The organism is Paenibacillus sp. J22R67, assembly GCF_059692175.1.
Genome location: NZ_JCAUAX010000001.1, coordinates 659,039 through 673,336, shown reverse-complemented (window position 1 = coordinate 673,336; position 14,298 = coordinate 659,039). Strand labels below are relative to the sequence as shown.

Here is a 14,298-nt window from a genome sequence, read left to right as displayed (position 1 = left end):
TTGCATATACCACAGAAATTGTGTTTATCCGACATATCCACCTAGAACCGGGCAGGGACCGCAGAAAAAAAGCTTTCAATTAGAACGTATGTTTGGTATAATCAAAATAGGAACAAACGTTCTTTTGTGAGGTGGGAATATGGAGCAGCAATTTATGGATATGAGCTCGTACACATTTCGTACGGAAGAGGAATGTGAGGAGTTTTTATTGAAAATGCGTTGGGCAAATGGTTTTTGTTGTCCGCGTTGCGATCATAATGAGGCATTCAAGATTCGAACTCGTAAATTGTTCGAATGCAAAGAGTGTAGAATGCAGGTTTCTTTAACTGCTGGGACAATCATGCACAAATCGAAGTTACCATTATTACTATGGTTTCAAGCCATTCAATTTTTAATTAAAGAGGGAGTAGAGTGCACAGCAAGCGTACTGTCTCTTGTTCTTGAAATTAATTATAGAAGCGCGCAATTATTGTTGAAGAAAATTCAGTTTGCATCCGAATATACGCAAAATAGAACTAATTTACTTAATAAACCTGAGATCTTTGCCCCCGATTCACCAAAACCTGATAAATTTCTACCCACTGAAGACTCTCACCAATGTGGACAAACTCCAAAAAAATCTTTAACTTGGGATCTAAATGCGTATCTTGAATCTAAATTAAACAGACTTAACACTAAGTTAACGATTTATAATAATCGTTTAAATAATTCTCCATTAAATGGTTGTATTAAAGATCAGTTCAACGGCAAGCATGATTGTGTAAGTTTTTTTATCAAGTGGGTCAAAATGGCGATATCCACTTATTTTTATCCTACATTTCTGAAGTGTTTTCAAATTCCTGAATAAGAATACCTGCGATTTGACCCCAATCTTTTTTTCAGGCATGATGGTAGAGTATCATGTTCAGTTAATTTTGATTGAGGGAGAGAGACATATCATGAAAAGGACGCTGCAAGCTCCTATTCATTTCTATCGGAAATTCATTTCGCCGCTGAAGCCGCCAACCTGCCGATTCTATCCGACATGTTCGCAGTATGCACTTGAAGCTATTGATGTCCATGGTGCCTTGAAAGGGTCTTGGTTATCTATGAAGCGGATTTGTAAATGCCATCCATTTCATCCAGGTGGAATTGATCATGTACCGCCGCGGGCGGAAAAATTAATTCATAACGATCAGTCAGCTTGACAGGTTGCTCTTTTTTTCGATATATTTGCCTTATGATGTTATATATGGTTTCGATGAACGGATAAGTACAGACGGAGGCCTATGAACAGAGAGCCGGGGAAGGTGAAAGCCGGTATAGGAGTAAGTTTGGAAGATGGTCCCGGAGAATAAGCCTTCGAGCGGCTCAGACTGCGTATTAGAAGTGATAATACGTGTGAATGGGAGTAAGCTGGCTTCGTGTCCCAGCGTTAATGGGCAAGTCGTTATAGACTTACTGAGCCCCGGGCTTGTGAAAGGCGGGGGAAACTGGGTGGTACCGCGTGAGTTCAGCTCTCGTCCCAAGATGGATGAGGGTTTTTTGTGTTTTCTACTTTTAGCTAGGAGGAATTTTGGATGACAACGAAATCAAAAACGTTTTACATCACGACGCCCATCTATTATCCAAGTGATAAGCTGCACATCGGTCATGCCTACTCAACGGTGGCAGGCGACGCTATGGCGCGCTACAAAAGACTTCGCGGCTTTGATGTAAGGTACTTAACGGGTACAGACGAACATGGTCAAAAGATTGAACGAAAAGCGCAAGAGAAAGGAACAACACCACAGGAGTTTGTAGATGGTATTGTTGCTGGAATTAAGGATCTATGGAGCAAACTCGACATTTCGTATGATGATTTCATACGTACTACGGAAACTCGTCATAAGGATGCGGTAGGAAAGATTTTTCAAAGACTGCTTGACCAAGGTGATATTTACTTAGGGGAATATGAAGGTTGGTATTGTATTCCGGATGAGTCATTTTTCCCAGAGAGCAAGCTAGTTGATGGAAAATGTCCAGACTGTGGGCGTCCAGTGGAGAAAATGAAGGAGCAAACCTATTTCTTCCGGATGAGCAAGTATGCTGACCGATTGGTGCAGTATTATGAAGAAAATCCGGATTTTATTCAGCCAGAGTCTCGTAAGAATGAGATGCTTAATAATTTCATTAAGCCAGGACTTGAGGATTTGGCTGTTTCTCGGACGACATTTGATTGGGGAATTAAGGTGCCAGGCGATCCTAAGCATGTGATTTATGTATGGATTGATGCACTTTCAAACTATATTACTGCACTTGGTTATGGTTCGGATGATGCGAGTAATTTTGAAAAGTACTGGCCAGCTGATGTTCACTTGATGAGCAAGGAGATCGTTCGTTTCCATACGATCTATTGGCCAATTATGTTAATGGCGCTTGACCTGCCGCTGCCGAAGAAAGTATTTGCTCATGGCTGGCTACTAATGAAAGATGGCAAAATGTCGAAGTCCAAAGGGAATGTTGTTGATCCTGTGACATTGATCGATCGTTATGGCTTGGACGCGCTTCGTTATTATTTGATGCGCGAAGTGCCTTTCGGGGCTGACGGAACGTTCACACCGGAAAGCTTTGTGGAGCGAGTCAATCATGATCTCGCTAATGATCTGGGGAATCTGCTTAACCGTACGATCGTAATGATCGATAAGTATTTTGCTGGCACGATTCCCGCGTATGTGGCGGGGGCTACCGAATTCGACGACAGTCTCTTGGAGACTGTTCAAACGACGGTAGCGAAGTATGAAGAAGCAATGGAAAAAATGGAGTTTTCCATTGCGCTTTCCGCCGTGTGGCAGCTGATTAGCCGCACGAACAAATACATCGACGAGACTCAGCCGTGGTCGATGGTGAAAGATGAAGCCAAGCGCGAAACTCTTGGCTCCGTCATGTATGTGCTGGCTGAATCCCAGCGCATCTCGTCTGTCCTGCTGCGTCCGTTCATGACGAAGACGCCGCAACTGATTTGGCAGCAGCTAGGATTAGCTGCTGAGGATCTGCCGCGCTTAACCGCATGGGAAAGCGTGCAATCATTCGGGCATCTCCGAGCGGGTACTACCGTTCAAAAGGGAGATCCTATGTTTCCAAGATTGGACGCCCCGGCAGAGGTTGCGTACATTGTTGAAGCTATGGGCGGAGGAGCAGCAAACACCGCCGATGAAGTGAAAGAAGCAGCACCTGCCGTGGCTGCATCAGCAGTACCCGCGCCAGAGCCTAAGGAAGAAATCGGGATTGACGATTTCGCCAAAGTGGAGCTGCGGGTGGCTCAAGTAATTTCGGCGGAGCCTGTGAAAGGTGCCGACAAGCTTCTAAAGCTGCAGCTCGATCTAGGATACGAGCAGCGTCAAGTTGTTTCGGGTATCGCGAAGTTCTATACGCCAGAGGAACTGGCTGGACGCAAGGTCATTTGCGTCACCAACCTCAAGCCGGTCAAGCTTCGCGGCGAGCTGTCTCAAGGCATGATTCTCGCGGCTTCGCACGAGGACCAGTTGACGCTGGCCACGGTTCCGGATTCTATGCCTAACGGCGCGATTGTGAAATAATCAAGGCAACACCCTTTCCCTATTTTTTCATAGGGCAAGGGTGTTTTTTTATCGTATGAGGGTTCATATAAGTGGGGTACTCTAAAGGAAACTAACCACGGAGTGATAAAGATGAGAGCGAGATATTTGTTGAAGTTGATCTGTATTTCGGTGATGGTTCTTGTTTTAACATCTTGTTCTATTTTCGGCGGAGGTTCGGATAAAAAGAAAGAGGAAGAGAAAGCAAAGAAAGAGTCTAAATCGAAGGCCTCAAGCACGAAAAAAGAAGATGATAGTATTATTAATCAGGAGTTAAAAAAACAATATAAGATGTACGATGAGATTATTCAATATAAGGTGAAGCAAGAGAACAAGCTTTTTAAGCAATCAGAAGAGCGATATAAGAAGATGAAAGAGCAAAGCGACAAAGCAGCGGGTTCCAAGTCTGATGAGGGAGCCGATAAGGAAGATAAGAGTTCATCTAAAGATGATTCTGACAGTTCAAAGAAGAAAGAAGAGCAAGAGCAGTAGTAATTGAATTAAGGCCATGCTGTGACAATTCACAGCGGGTCTTTTTATTTTGCCAACAAGATGTATTGACTTCAAGTAGGGGGACTCGTATAATCAATTCGTTAATAAAAATTATTACGATTTAGAACACGGGTGGAGTGGTTATTATGATACGTTCGAAATGGTTCATGTCCATAACCGTCATGGTTATTTTAAGTGTTATATTGGCTGGATGCGGTACTGCTGCAAGTTCAAAAGCTAAGCTTGTTCAAGGAAAGGTCAATGTAGTTACTAGTTTTTATCCCTTATATGAGTTTACTAAGGCAATTGGCGGAGATTATGTGAATGCAATTAACTTGGTTCCAGCTGGAGTAGAACCCCATGATTGGTCGCCAAAGAGCAGAGACATCAAAAATATGACGCAAGCACAGATTTTCGTCTATCAGGGCGCTGGATTTGAGGGATGGGTGAAGGATTTTCTAGGAAGTCTATCACCGGATTCAACTTTAAGAGTAGTAGAAGCAAGCAATGGGGCAGCTTTAATAAAAACTTCCGAAAATAAAGAGGAATTCGACCCTCATGCATGGCTTAGCCCGTTAAATGCTGTGAAAATGGCTAATAATATTAAAACGGCACTCATTAGTGCAGACCCGGCCCATAAAGATGCGTACGAGCAAAATTATGCGAACTATGCTGCGAAATTAACTGATTTAGACGCTCGATATAAAAAAGAACTGGGGCAAACTTCGAAAAAGGAAATCGCCGTGTCTCATCAGGCTTTTGCTTATTTATGCAGAGATTATGGCTTGACGCAATTGTCCATTATGGGACTATCTCCTGACGCCGAGCCAACCGCTCAGGATCTTAAGAATATGAATGAATACATCAAAGTGCATAACTTGAAATATATATTCTTTGAAGAGCTTGTATCCGATAAGTTGGCAAAGACGTTAGCCAAGGATGCTAAGGTAGAAACGATGGTATTGAATCCTCTTGAAGGATTAACGGAAGAGCAAGCTAAAGCAGGCGAAGATTATATTTCGATTATGGACAAAAATTTGAAAAATTTAGTGACTGCCTTACAATAGAAGGGTAGTTCATTACGAGTCAGGGGTTATAAAAATGGAGATAAGCCATAAAGATTTCTGTCACAAAAGTATCGTGTCTATTGATGAGGTTTCCTTTTCTTACGAACATAAAAAGGTCATTGATAAGCTTCGTTTTAACGTGCTTGAACGAGATTTTGTTGGTGTTATTGGCTCTAATGGTGCCGGTAAAACAACACTGCTCAAAATGCTTGTAGGACTTCTTAAGCCTACAAGCGGAGAGATCAGGTTGTTTGATAGTCCACTAAGCCAATTCAAGGATTGGGAACGCATTGGCTATGTTCCGCAAAAAAATGCATTCAATCCGTTATTCCCGGCTACTGTGAGGGAAATTGTTTTGTCAGGGATGTATTCGAAGAAGCGGATCTACCGCAGGTTATCCAAAGCTGACCTGCAAAAAGCGGAAGACGCGATGCTTGCCATGCGCATCGAGGACTTAGCTGACCGCAAAATCGGCCAGCTGTCAGGCGGACAACAGCAGCGCGCTTTCCTCGCGCGCGCGATCGTGAACAATCCCGAGCTGCTCATATTGGATGAGCCTACGGTAGGGATTGATGCTGAGTCGCAGCTCGGATTTTTCAGGATGATTCGTCACATGCACCAGCATCATCATATGACGTTCATCATGGTGTCCCATGACATGGATATGATGCAGTCTTATTTAGGTACAGAGCCGCAGCAAGTTAGCGGCGGCATAAAGTTTCATGTGAAGCATACTCATGATCCCGAGGATTGCCGAGAAACGAATTTGACACATTCGATCGGCCAGATTCGCGAGATGATCGGAGTTCAGTAAGGAGCGGGCATTTTGGACATATTCACGGAGTATTTTTTTCAACGCGCTTTAATTGGCGGTATATTGATTGGCCTGACAGCGCCATTAATGGGCGTTTTTCTTGTCCTTCGGCGATTGTCGATGATCGGGGATACACTCGCACACGTATCTATTGCTGGGGTCGCCCTTGGATTTCTCATTAACGTGTACCCGCTCGGTGTAGGGCTTGTCTTTGCCTTGTTAGCTTCGTTCGCTATTGAACGTCTGCGGAAAGCCTACAAAACGTATGCAGAGCTCTCTATCGCCATCATTATGTCTGGCGGCGTTGCGCTGGCTACGATTCTTTTTACCCTAGGCAAGGGCTTCAATATGAATGTCATGAGTTATTTGTTCGGAAGCATCTATACGCTGGATCGTCAGGATCTATGGGTTGTTCTCGGTGTATCCGTTCTTGTTGTCGGAGTTATTGCGGTTCATTTTAAAGAGTTCTTTCTTATGTTTTTTGATGAGGATGCAGCTAGTGTAAGTGGACTTCCGCTTAAATATTATAATATGATGATTACGATGCTTACTGCGCTTGTTATTTCGGTTGCCATCAAGATTGTAGGCGCACTACTTGTTTCGTCCTTGTTGACGATTCCGGTTGCGTGTAGTTTGCTAATAGCAAGAAGCTTCAAACACTCCGTTATTTTGGCTGTTATTTTTTCAGAAATTGCGGTTGTTATTGGCCTAGTTGTTGCTGGCGTTTGGGATCTCGCTCCGGGTGGGACTGTTGTGCTTACACTCATTGCAATGTTGATCGGGATCATTTTAAAAAGAGGATTGAGGATTTAACATGGACTCTGTTAATTTATGGATTGCTTTATGGGCGGGGATTGCATCTTTCATTTCGCCTTGCTGTTTGCCATTATATCCTTCTTATCTATCCTACATAACGGGAATCTCAGTAAGTGAATTGAAATCCGGTGAAACATCCGCTCAGGTGCGCAGACAAACAATGCTGCATACACTAAGTTTTATCGTTGGATTTTCAATCATTTTTTATGCGTTAGGCTTAACGGCAGGATTTTTAGGCAATTTTTTCATCGATTATCGAGATTTGCTTAGGCAAATAGCTGCGCTGTTGATTTTTATCATGGGTTTATTCCTGCTTGGTGTATTCCAACCGCAGTGGTTAATGAGAGAACGCAAGCTTCAAATCAAGTTTCGTCCCGCGGGATATATCGGTTCGGTATTGATCGGGATGGGATTTGCCGCAGGGTGGTCTCCTTGTGTAGGGCCAATCTTATCGGCTATTCTTGCTCTGGCTACAACGGAGCCTGGTACGTGGTTTCAACTAACAACTGCCTACTCGTTAGGCTTTGCGATTCCGTTTTTTGTACTTTCCTTTTTTATCGGCTCGACCAAATGGATTTTGCGTTATTCCAACCTGATCATGAAAATTGGAGGGGGTTTAATGGTCGTGATTGCGGTTTTACTTTATACAGGTAAAATGACGCAGATCACACTTTGGTTAAACACCATAACCCCGGAGTGGTTGAAGTTTTAATGATGAATGAGCATATGGTTAAGTAAAATACTCAATTTTGGCTTGAGGGAATTTATCAAAGATTTGTTCTGTGATAAATTCCCTTAGTGCGTTTGCTTGTTCATCTGGATATACGTATTTACCCTGTCCCCAACGGCCCCATTTATATTTGCGTTTTTCTTCGTCCATTTCAAGTTTCGTTTTCGGATATCTTTTTTCGATGACGTTTTTGGCCGTTCTAGTAAATCGATGTTGAATCATTTCAAAGGTTAAATCTATTGTTGCTTCGGGTGGAAGCTCCTTGTGAAGCCGTTCCAAAAGCGTGGCATAACCTTCTTCCCAGCCTTCGTGCCAAATGATGGGGGCAATGATAAAACCGAGTGGATATCCAGCTTTGGCCACTTTACCAGCAGCTTCAATTCTTTCGAGAAATTTGGAAGTACCTGGTTCAAAATTTTTAATCACATAATCCGCGTTCACACTAAAGCGAAAACGGGTATGTTTATTGTGTTTGGCATCTAAAAGTGGCTCTACATGATGGTATTTCGTAACAAACCGCAGTCGCCCGTGCTCTTGCTGCCCCATGAATTCGATGAGCTGTTTTAAGGAGCCAGAGATATGCTCCAAACCAACAGGATCTGAGGTACATGCGGCTTCAAAACGGGTGATTTCGGGTACCCGCTCGTCGATATATTTTTGAGCGGCGCCTAGAATATCATCCATATTGACGTAAACACGAATGTAGGGCTTTGCCCCTAAAGTAGTTTGGAGATAGCAGTAGTGGCAGTGCCCCATACAGCCTGTAGCGATAGGAATCGCATATTCGGCAGATGGCTTTGAAGTATCGAATTTAAGTGTCTTGCGAATGCCGACAACCAATGTTCGTTTGGCAATGCGGTATTTTTCAAGCTCAGTATCACCAGGAAGATCGCGTATTTGATTATGTGAGGTTGTCATCTGAATCTCTAACCCTTGCTGCTTGGCCCATTCATAGATCTGCCTGCCCTTGGTATAATTCATCGCGTCAGGCTCAAAATAAACAAGCTCTGGCACGAAGACTGTCGTGCTAGGTACAGGTCTAGTGAGTATTTCTGTAGTCATGGAAATCTCCTTTCAGCCAATCGGGATGAAGTTCGTTGCTGACATTTAGTGTGCCAATGCGCGGAGTGGATGAACCATGGGATATTTGACCGCATCTAGGTTGATGGATTATGATAGGTAAGCAAGTGGCAGGAAATAAAGGAAAGCAGGGGGAAATAAAGCAATGGCTACGCCTAGCATGGAAGACTATCTGGAGAGAATATATAAACTCATAGACGAGAAAGGTTACGCTCGTGTCTCCGACATTGCTGAAGGGCTTGAAGTGCATCCCTCCTCCGTGACGAAAATGATTCAAAAGCTGGATAAAGATAATTATCTGATCTATGAGAAGTACCGCGGACTTATGTTAACTCCAAAAGGTAAGAAAATGGGTAAGCGATTAGTTGAACGTCATCAACTGCTCGAAAATTTCTTAACAATCATTGGTGTCCAAGAGGACAATATATATAAGGATGTTGAGGGAATCGAGCATCATCTAAGCTGGGATTCCATCACATGTATCGAGACTTTGGTCGAATATTTCCGCAGGGATCCAGGTAGGACAGATGAACTCTTGAATGTTCGTAAAGAATTAGAAGCTGATAACTAAGGCAGAGGCCGCAACCCGCGGCACTCTGTCTTTTTATTGTGCATAGAAACAAACTGCCCCCGCATACATAACATAGTAAGCCCTTTTGTATGATTTGGGGGAGGGGTGTCGAATGTTAATCAATGGCGTGTTTGAAGGTGGTGGCGTAAAGGGCATTGCACTCGCCGGCGGTGTCAGTGCAGCAATGAAGCAGGGGTATGTATTCCATCAAGTCGCAGGTACAAGCTCTGGAGCGATCGTAGCGGCTTTACTGGCGGCAGGCTATACCGGAGAAGAGATGAGAGAAATAATCCTCAGGACTCCGTTCAAATCGTTTATGAAGCGATCACCGATTTTTAATACCAAAATCATCGGGCCGGCAGCGCGGCTGCTGATCAAGAAAGGCCTATATTCCGGTGAAGCAGTGGAGCAGTGGGTGTCGGGGCTGCTTGCTGCCAAGGGCATCCGCAATTTTGGTGATTTGAAGCCCAATCAGCTGCGAATTATTGCATCGGATATCACGCAAGGCAAGCTGCTTGTTTTGCCTGAGGATATTGCGCAATATGGGATTGATCCGCGGAAGTTCTCAATCGCCAAAGCGGTGCGGATGAGCACGAGTATTCCCTACTTTTTTGATCCGGTCATGATCCGCCGGCAAATAAAAAGCTCTGCGAAGGCAGCGCCATTCGCAGAGCAGTTTTATTATATCGTAGATGGTGGGTTGTTAAGCAATTATCCCTTATGGGTGTTCGACCGGGATACCGATCGTGAAGATATCATTCCCGTTATCGGGTTCCAATTGGTAGGTAAAAGCGAAACGCCCACGCACACAATTAAAGGGCCGATCACTATGCTCGAAGCCTTGTTTGGAACGATGCTCAGTGCTCATGATGAGCGGTACATTGAGATGAAAAACCGCTTCCGTACGGTTAAAATTCCTACGCTCGGTGTAGGGAACACACAATTTAATTTATCCAAGGAATTGAGTCTAGCGCTTTATGATTCGGGCTATCAAGCTTCCCAAGACTACTTTACTAAATGGTCCGCCCAAACCTATGAAGAGAATTATCTGAAGTACGTACTGCGCGTTCCGACCAAATGACGAGTTTGATTAATGATATTTCGGAAAATCATCCGAGTCTGACTCTTTTGTTCCATTGATTACGCGAAACTTTGCGTTTTTCCTTTTTGGCTTGGATGGCCCGCGGCCAAAGGAAGGTTTTTTCCAACGAGATGGCGGAAATTTGTATAGAAGAAATATAAGCCCTAATACGAGAATTGGAATGAAAAAAGATGGCAGATTTACCAACAATCCAATCGCAATCAAAACACCGATAGCGATCTCGACCGGCGAAAATCTTCTTCTCATGCCCGTCCCTCCATTATTCTTTTTTCTGCTTCACGCATCCGGTTAAAAGAAGCGATGGAAACCTCAACTTGGCTGTCTTCAGGTTCTTTGGTAGTCAGCAGTTGAAGCCACAGTCCCGGGTACCCCAAGTAACGGAGAACCGGTACTTCACGAAGGGAGTTCGTGAATCTTAGTACTTCATAAGAAACCCCGATAACAACTGGGAGCAGCACTAAGCGCTGCAAAATACGCTCAACATACCCATCATAGTGCAGGAATGAGTAGATAACGACGCCGATCAATACGGTAAAAACAATGAAGCTGCTGCCGCAACGATAGTGCAGCGTGTTGAACTTCTGTACATTGCTGACGGTAAGCTCGACGCCAGCTTCATAGGCGCTGATTACTTTGTGCTCAGCTCCATGATACTGAAAAAGTCTACGAATCATAGGTGTTAAGGATATGAAGTAAATATATCCTACAAGCAAGATGATTTTGATAACACCTTCTATAAGATTATGAAGAATTTGATTGCTAAATACATTCCCAAACAAAAACTGTTCAATGATTGCCGGGACTAGTGTAAATACAAATTTCCCAAAAAGGAACGATAATACACCCACAACCGCCACGCCAAGAATCATGGAAATGTTGGAGAAGAAGCCAGGTTTCTCATCTTTGGCCGCGGACTTGTCCTCACCTTCTTGTTCAGCGAAGGATTCTGCTGAGAAATTAAGATGCTGAGCACCTTTGGCGCTGGATTCTATAATGCCGACAATCCCTCTAATTAACGGGATTTTCTTGAGCGCTTGTACCCAAGGGATATCTTTCCTAGGGACTTCTAAGAAATCAAGTGAGCCATCTTTCTTGCGCACGGCGGTTACATGCACATTTTTTCCTGCGAACATGACGCCCTCAATGACGGCTTGTCCTCCGTATATACTGTTTTGTTCTGCCATGAGATCCACCTTCTTATCCTTCTCGAATTCGGTTTTTCGTACTTTCCTATTGTAACGGATTCAGGGTTTGAATGCTACCGATAACGGTAGAACATACTATTCTTACCTGTGAATGACGTGCAATATCTGTAGAGAAAGGAAGATAACGACTGATGAATGAGAAAAATGTGGGGGAAATGAAAACAAATCGTTGGCTTTTCGTCATCTACATTGGCTTTTTCGCTGGATTCATTTGGGGAGCCATGAAAATAATTGAACACTATTTTAAATTTACGACTATCGTGGTGGGCTTTCTTGTTGAGCCTTTTTTCAAACATGATTTTCTTATGACTTGGCAGGGAGTGCTCATTGGGTGGGGCTTTTTTACGGTATTTTCCATTATCGCTGCCTTCATCTATATGGTCACTATGTGGAGGTTGCAATCTGCTTGGTGGGGAATAGGGTATGGTGCGCTCTGGTGGGCGGCGATTTATTTATTGATTGGGCCACTGGCGGGGATGACATACTGGATTACGGATCTGGACCTCAATAGCATTCTGACTGATCTATGTTTATTCTTGGTCTGGGGAATGTTTATTGGATATTCAATTGCGATCGAGTACACAGATACAAGAACAAGACAACCTATACACAAGACATGAAAGTTATGGTAAAATATCAAAGGTTAAATAGGCGATAAAGTCTGTGGACTGAAAAATGCTGGGGAGTGATTCCTGTTGAAAAAGGTTCTTGTCATTAACGGCCCCAACCTAAATATGTTGGGCATACGTGAACCTGGTGTGTACGGAACGGTGTCTCTATCCGTCATTATTCAAGGCTTGACTGAATTAGCCGAAGTTCTTTCGGTTGAGATTGAGAGCTTCCAATCGAATCATGAAGGCCATATTATTGATAAAATTCATGAAGCCTTTGGTACGAAAGATGGTATTCTCATTAATCCCGGCGCATTTACGCACTATAGTTACGCTATTCGCGATGCGCTGTCTTCCGTTCAATTGCCTACCGTTGAAGTTCATCTATCGAACATTCATAAGCGCGAGGAGTTTCGTCATCACTCCGTCACCGCGCCGGTTGTTATCGGTCAGATTAGTGGATTCGGTGTGCAGAGCTATGAGCTAGGTTTAAGAGCACTACTAACCCATATGCAATAAAAGAAGAAGGAATGGTGATTTCGATGCAGGAGAAACGTATTGAGCGTCTTCGCAAGGTTATGCAAGAGCAAAATTTACCGGCTGTACTCATCACGAACGCATATAACCGTACATATGTATCTGGATTCACCGGTTCTTCCGGCTATGTTCTTATAACGCTTGAGCGTGCAATACTTTTAACAGATTTTCGTTATATGACACAAGCCCCTCAGCAAGCGAAGCTTTTTGAAGTGGTTGAGCATAAGGCTAACGTAATGGAAGCTGTCAAAGAACTTTTGAATCAACAAGGGATTACGCAGCTTGGCTTCGAACAAGGGGATGTGTCCTATGGTGACTTCCTAAGTTATCAAGCAGCATTACCGGGCATCGAGCTATTGCCGACTGCGAAACTCGTCGAAGGCATCCGCATGGTCAAAGACGATGCTGAACTCCAAATCATGCAGGAAGCTGCAGATCTGGCAGACCAAACTTTTTCGCACATTTTGTCCTACATCAAGCCAGGCGTGAAGGAACTCGATATTGCGCTTGAGATTGAAATGTTTATCCGCAAAAATGGCGGCACATCGACTTCGTTCGAAACGATTGTGGCTTCCGGCGAACGCTCCGCTCTGCCTCATGGCAAAGCAAGTGATCGCGTGCTCCAAATAAACGAATTTGTCAAATTTGATTTTGGAGCGTATTATAAAGGGTATTGCTCTGACATCACAAGAACAGTTATGCTAGGAAAGCCGACAGACAAGCATAAAGAAATCTATGATATTGTTCTGGAAGCTCAACTCCATTGTTTAGCCAATCTCAAACCTGGTATTGCAGGCAGAGAAGGCGACGCATTCGCACGAGATGTCATCGTGAAGCATGGCTATGGCGATTACTTCGGTCACGGTACCGGACATGGTTTAGGCATGGAGGTTCATGAATCTCCTCGCTTGTCGAAAACCGAGGATACAATTTTAACTCCTGGTATGGTGGTTACGGTGGAACCTGGCATTTATCTTCCTGGTTTTGGGGGAGTTCGAATTGAAGATGACGCAGTAATTACTGACACCGGCATTAAAATACTTACAAATTCTACAAAAGATTTTCTTATTATTGACTAGCGGAGGGATTCACAAGTGATATCAGTAAATGATTTCAAAACAGGACTTACCATTGAAGTAGAACATGATATTTTTACAGTTCTAGATTTCCAACACGTTAAACCAGGTAAAGGCGCTGCATTCGTGCGCTCCAAGCTGAAAAACCTGCGCAACGGCAACACCGTTGAGCGTACTTTCCGTGCGGGTGAGAACGTGGGCCGTGCACATATCGAAAACCGTGAAATGCAGTACCTGTACGCTAGCGGCGACGAGTTCACGTTCATGGATACAGAAACGTATGATCAGTTCAGCCTTTCCCGTGAGCAATTGAAATGGGAATTGAACTTCCTTCTTGAGAACATGAACATCAAAATTTTGAGCTACCAAGGTGAAATTCTTGGGATCAATCTGCCGAAAAGCGTTGATTTGAAAGTTGTAGAAACAGAGCCGGGCGTTAAAGGTAATACAGCTCAAGGCGCGCTTAAAGGTGCAAAAGTGGAAACAGGTCTTGTTGTACAAGTTCCACTGTTTATCAACGAAGGCGACGTGCTGACAGTTGATACCGAAGATGGCCGTTATATCTCCCGTGCCTAGTTTCAACTAGGACAAGCCTCTCTGACTTTTGACAAGTCAGGGAGTT

The 14,298-nt window shown here is 43.8% G+C and carries 17 protein-coding genes; 14 read left to right on the top strand and 3 right to left on the bottom strand.

All coding sequences use genetic code 11. The annotated features are described in order from the left end of the window. Positions 1-139 precede the first annotated feature (139 nt). The 8 genes from AC58VC_RS03365 (at position 140) to AC58VC_RS03330 (ending at position 7,476) form a co-directional block, all read left to right on the top strand. Positions 140-847: a transposase gene (locus AC58VC_RS03365; protein WP_497367411.1), complete on the top strand. Its 708-nt coding sequence runs from the start codon at positions 140-142 to the stop codon at positions 845-847. Positions 848-938: 91 nt separating this feature from the next. Further along, positions 939-1,187: a membrane protein insertion efficiency factor YidD gene (gene yidD, locus AC58VC_RS03360; protein ID WP_497367410.1), complete on the top strand. Its 249-nt coding sequence runs from the start codon at positions 939-941 to the stop codon at positions 1,185-1,187. A 372-nt stretch (positions 1,188-1,559) separates the two neighbouring features. Continuing rightward, positions 1,560-3,557: a methionine--tRNA ligase gene (metG, locus tag AC58VC_RS03355; protein ID WP_497367409.1), complete on the top strand. Its 1,998-nt coding sequence runs from the start codon at positions 1,560-1,562 to the stop codon at positions 3,555-3,557. A 150-nt stretch (positions 3,558-3,707) separates the two neighbouring features. Further along, positions 3,708-4,067 carry a hypothetical protein gene (locus AC58VC_RS03350; protein ID WP_497367408.1) on the top strand — a complete coding sequence of 120 codons (360 nt, stop codon included), beginning with the start codon at positions 3,708-3,710 and terminating at the stop codon, positions 4,065-4,067. A gap of 182 nt (positions 4,068-4,249) precedes the next feature. Continuing rightward, positions 4,250-5,134 (top strand): metal ABC transporter solute-binding protein, Zn/Mn family, encoded by an 885-nt coding sequence (locus AC58VC_RS03345; protein ID WP_497367407.1) that lies wholly within the window; start codon positions 4,250-4,252, stop codon positions 5,132-5,134. A 34-nt stretch (positions 5,135-5,168) separates the two neighbouring features. Continuing rightward, positions 5,169-5,948 carry a metal ABC transporter ATP-binding protein gene (locus AC58VC_RS03340; protein ID WP_161408383.1) on the top strand — a complete coding sequence of 260 codons (780 nt, stop codon included), beginning with the start codon at positions 5,169-5,171 and terminating at the stop codon, positions 5,946-5,948. Positions 5,949-5,960: 12 nt separating this feature from the next. Then, positions 5,961-6,761: a metal ABC transporter permease gene (locus tag AC58VC_RS03335; protein ID WP_315949128.1), complete on the top strand. Its 801-nt coding sequence runs from the start codon at positions 5,961-5,963 to the stop codon at positions 6,759-6,761. A gap of 1 nt (position 6,762) precedes the next feature. Further along, complete coding sequence (locus AC58VC_RS03330; RefSeq protein WP_497367406.1) at positions 6,763-7,476, top strand: cytochrome c biogenesis CcdA family protein; 714 nt, start codon at positions 6,763-6,765, stop codon at positions 7,474-7,476. A gap of 18 nt (positions 7,477-7,494) precedes the next feature. Here AC58VC_RS03330 and splB read toward each other — a convergent pair whose 3' ends face one another. Then, on the bottom strand, positions 7,495-8,556 hold the full coding sequence (splB, locus tag AC58VC_RS03325) for a spore photoproduct lyase (RefSeq protein ID WP_497367405.1): 1,062 nt from the start codon (positions 8,554-8,556) through the stop codon (positions 7,495-7,497). Positions 8,557-8,719: 163 nt separating this feature from the next. Here splB and mntR point away from each other — a divergent pair, with 163 nt between their 5' ends. After that, positions 8,720-9,145 carry a transcriptional regulator MntR gene (gene mntR / locus AC58VC_RS03320; protein ID WP_127449606.1) on the top strand — a complete coding sequence of 142 codons (426 nt, stop codon included), beginning with the start codon at positions 8,720-8,722 and terminating at the stop codon, positions 9,143-9,145. Positions 9,146-9,257: 112 nt separating this feature from the next. Continuing rightward, on the top strand, positions 9,258-10,226 hold the full coding sequence (locus tag AC58VC_RS03315) for a patatin-like phospholipase family protein (RefSeq protein WP_497367404.1): 969 nt from the start codon (positions 9,258-9,260) through the stop codon (positions 10,224-10,226). A gap of 9 nt (positions 10,227-10,235) precedes the next feature. On the opposite strand, the gene AC58VC_RS03310 is transcribed toward AC58VC_RS03315, so the two are convergent. Both AC58VC_RS03310 and AC58VC_RS03305 read right to left on the bottom strand, forming a co-directional pair. Then, positions 10,236-10,493, bottom strand: a complete 258-nt coding sequence (locus tag AC58VC_RS03310; RefSeq protein WP_497367403.1) for a hypothetical protein — start codon at positions 10,491-10,493, stop codon at positions 10,236-10,238. After that, entirely contained in the window at positions 10,490-11,431 is a 942-nt protein-coding gene (locus tag AC58VC_RS03305) for a DUF1385 domain-containing protein (protein ID WP_497367402.1), read from the bottom strand. The genes AC58VC_RS03310 and AC58VC_RS03305 overlap by 4 nt, the downstream gene beginning before the upstream one ends. Positions 11,432-11,583: 152 nt before the next feature. Between AC58VC_RS03305 and AC58VC_RS03300 the strand changes: the two genes are divergently transcribed. The 4 genes from AC58VC_RS03300 to efp all read left to right on the top strand — a co-directional run bounded on the left by AC58VC_RS03300 (position 11,584) and on the right by efp (position 14,252). Further along, positions 11,584-12,072: a YqhR family membrane protein gene (locus AC58VC_RS03300; RefSeq protein WP_497367401.1), complete on the top strand. Its 489-nt coding sequence runs from the start codon at positions 11,584-11,586 to the stop codon at positions 12,070-12,072. A 75-nt stretch (positions 12,073-12,147) separates the two neighbouring features. After that, a complete protein-coding gene (gene aroQ / locus AC58VC_RS03295; protein WP_161408390.1) occupies positions 12,148-12,582 on the top strand; it encodes a type II 3-dehydroquinate dehydratase in 435 nt (144 codons plus the stop codon). A gap of 23 nt (positions 12,583-12,605) precedes the next feature. Further along, a complete protein-coding gene (locus AC58VC_RS03290; protein WP_497367400.1) occupies positions 12,606-13,679 on the top strand; it encodes a M24 family metallopeptidase in 1,074 nt (357 codons plus the stop codon). 15 nt (positions 13,680-13,694) lie between these two features. Next, positions 13,695-14,252 (top strand): elongation factor P, encoded by a 558-nt coding sequence (gene efp / locus AC58VC_RS03285; protein WP_161408391.1) that lies wholly within the window; start codon positions 13,695-13,697, stop codon positions 14,250-14,252. Positions 14,253-14,298: the final 46 nt, after the last annotated feature.

What these genes read in the sequence shown, in the direction of transcription:
- AC58VC_RS03305 (WP_497367402.1), bottom strand. Translation starts at nt 11,431, where the DNA reads ATGGCAGAACAAAACAGTATATACGGAGGACAAGCCGTCATTGAGGGC.
- AC58VC_RS03310 (WP_497367403.1), bottom strand. Translation starts at nt 10,493, where the DNA reads ATGAGAAGAAGATTTTCGCCGGTCGAGATCGCTATCGGTGTTTTGATT.
- AC58VC_RS03300 (WP_497367401.1), top strand. Translation starts at nt 11,584, where the DNA reads ATGAATGAGAAAAATGTGGGGGAAATGAAAACAAATCGTTGGCTTTTC.
- AC58VC_RS03365 (WP_497367411.1), top strand. Translation starts at nt 140, where the DNA reads ATGGAGCAGCAATTTATGGATATGAGCTCGTACACATTTCGTACGGAA.
- AC58VC_RS03315 (WP_497367404.1), top strand. Translation starts at nt 9,258, where the DNA reads ATGTTAATCAATGGCGTGTTTGAAGGTGGTGGCGTAAAGGGCATTGCA.
- AC58VC_RS03340 (WP_161408383.1), top strand. Translation starts at nt 5,169, where the DNA reads ATGGAGATAAGCCATAAAGATTTCTGTCACAAAAGTATCGTGTCTATT.
- splB (WP_497367405.1), bottom strand. Translation starts at nt 8,556, where the DNA reads ATGACTACAGAAATACTCACTAGACCTGTACCTAGCACGACAGTCTTC.
- AC58VC_RS03345 (WP_497367407.1), top strand. Translation starts at nt 4,250, where the DNA reads ATGGTTATTTTAAGTGTTATATTGGCTGGATGCGGTACTGCTGCAAGT.
- mntR (WP_127449606.1), top strand. Translation starts at nt 8,720, where the DNA reads ATGGCTACGCCTAGCATGGAAGACTATCTGGAGAGAATATATAAACTC.
- AC58VC_RS03330 (WP_497367406.1), top strand. Translation starts at nt 6,763, where the DNA reads ATGGACTCTGTTAATTTATGGATTGCTTTATGGGCGGGGATTGCATCT.
- AC58VC_RS03290 (WP_497367400.1), top strand. Translation starts at nt 12,606, where the DNA reads ATGCAGGAGAAACGTATTGAGCGTCTTCGCAAGGTTATGCAAGAGCAA.
- yidD (WP_497367410.1), top strand. Translation starts at nt 939, where the DNA reads ATGAAAAGGACGCTGCAAGCTCCTATTCATTTCTATCGGAAATTCATT.
- metG (WP_497367409.1), top strand. Translation starts at nt 1,560, where the DNA reads ATGACAACGAAATCAAAAACGTTTTACATCACGACGCCCATCTATTAT.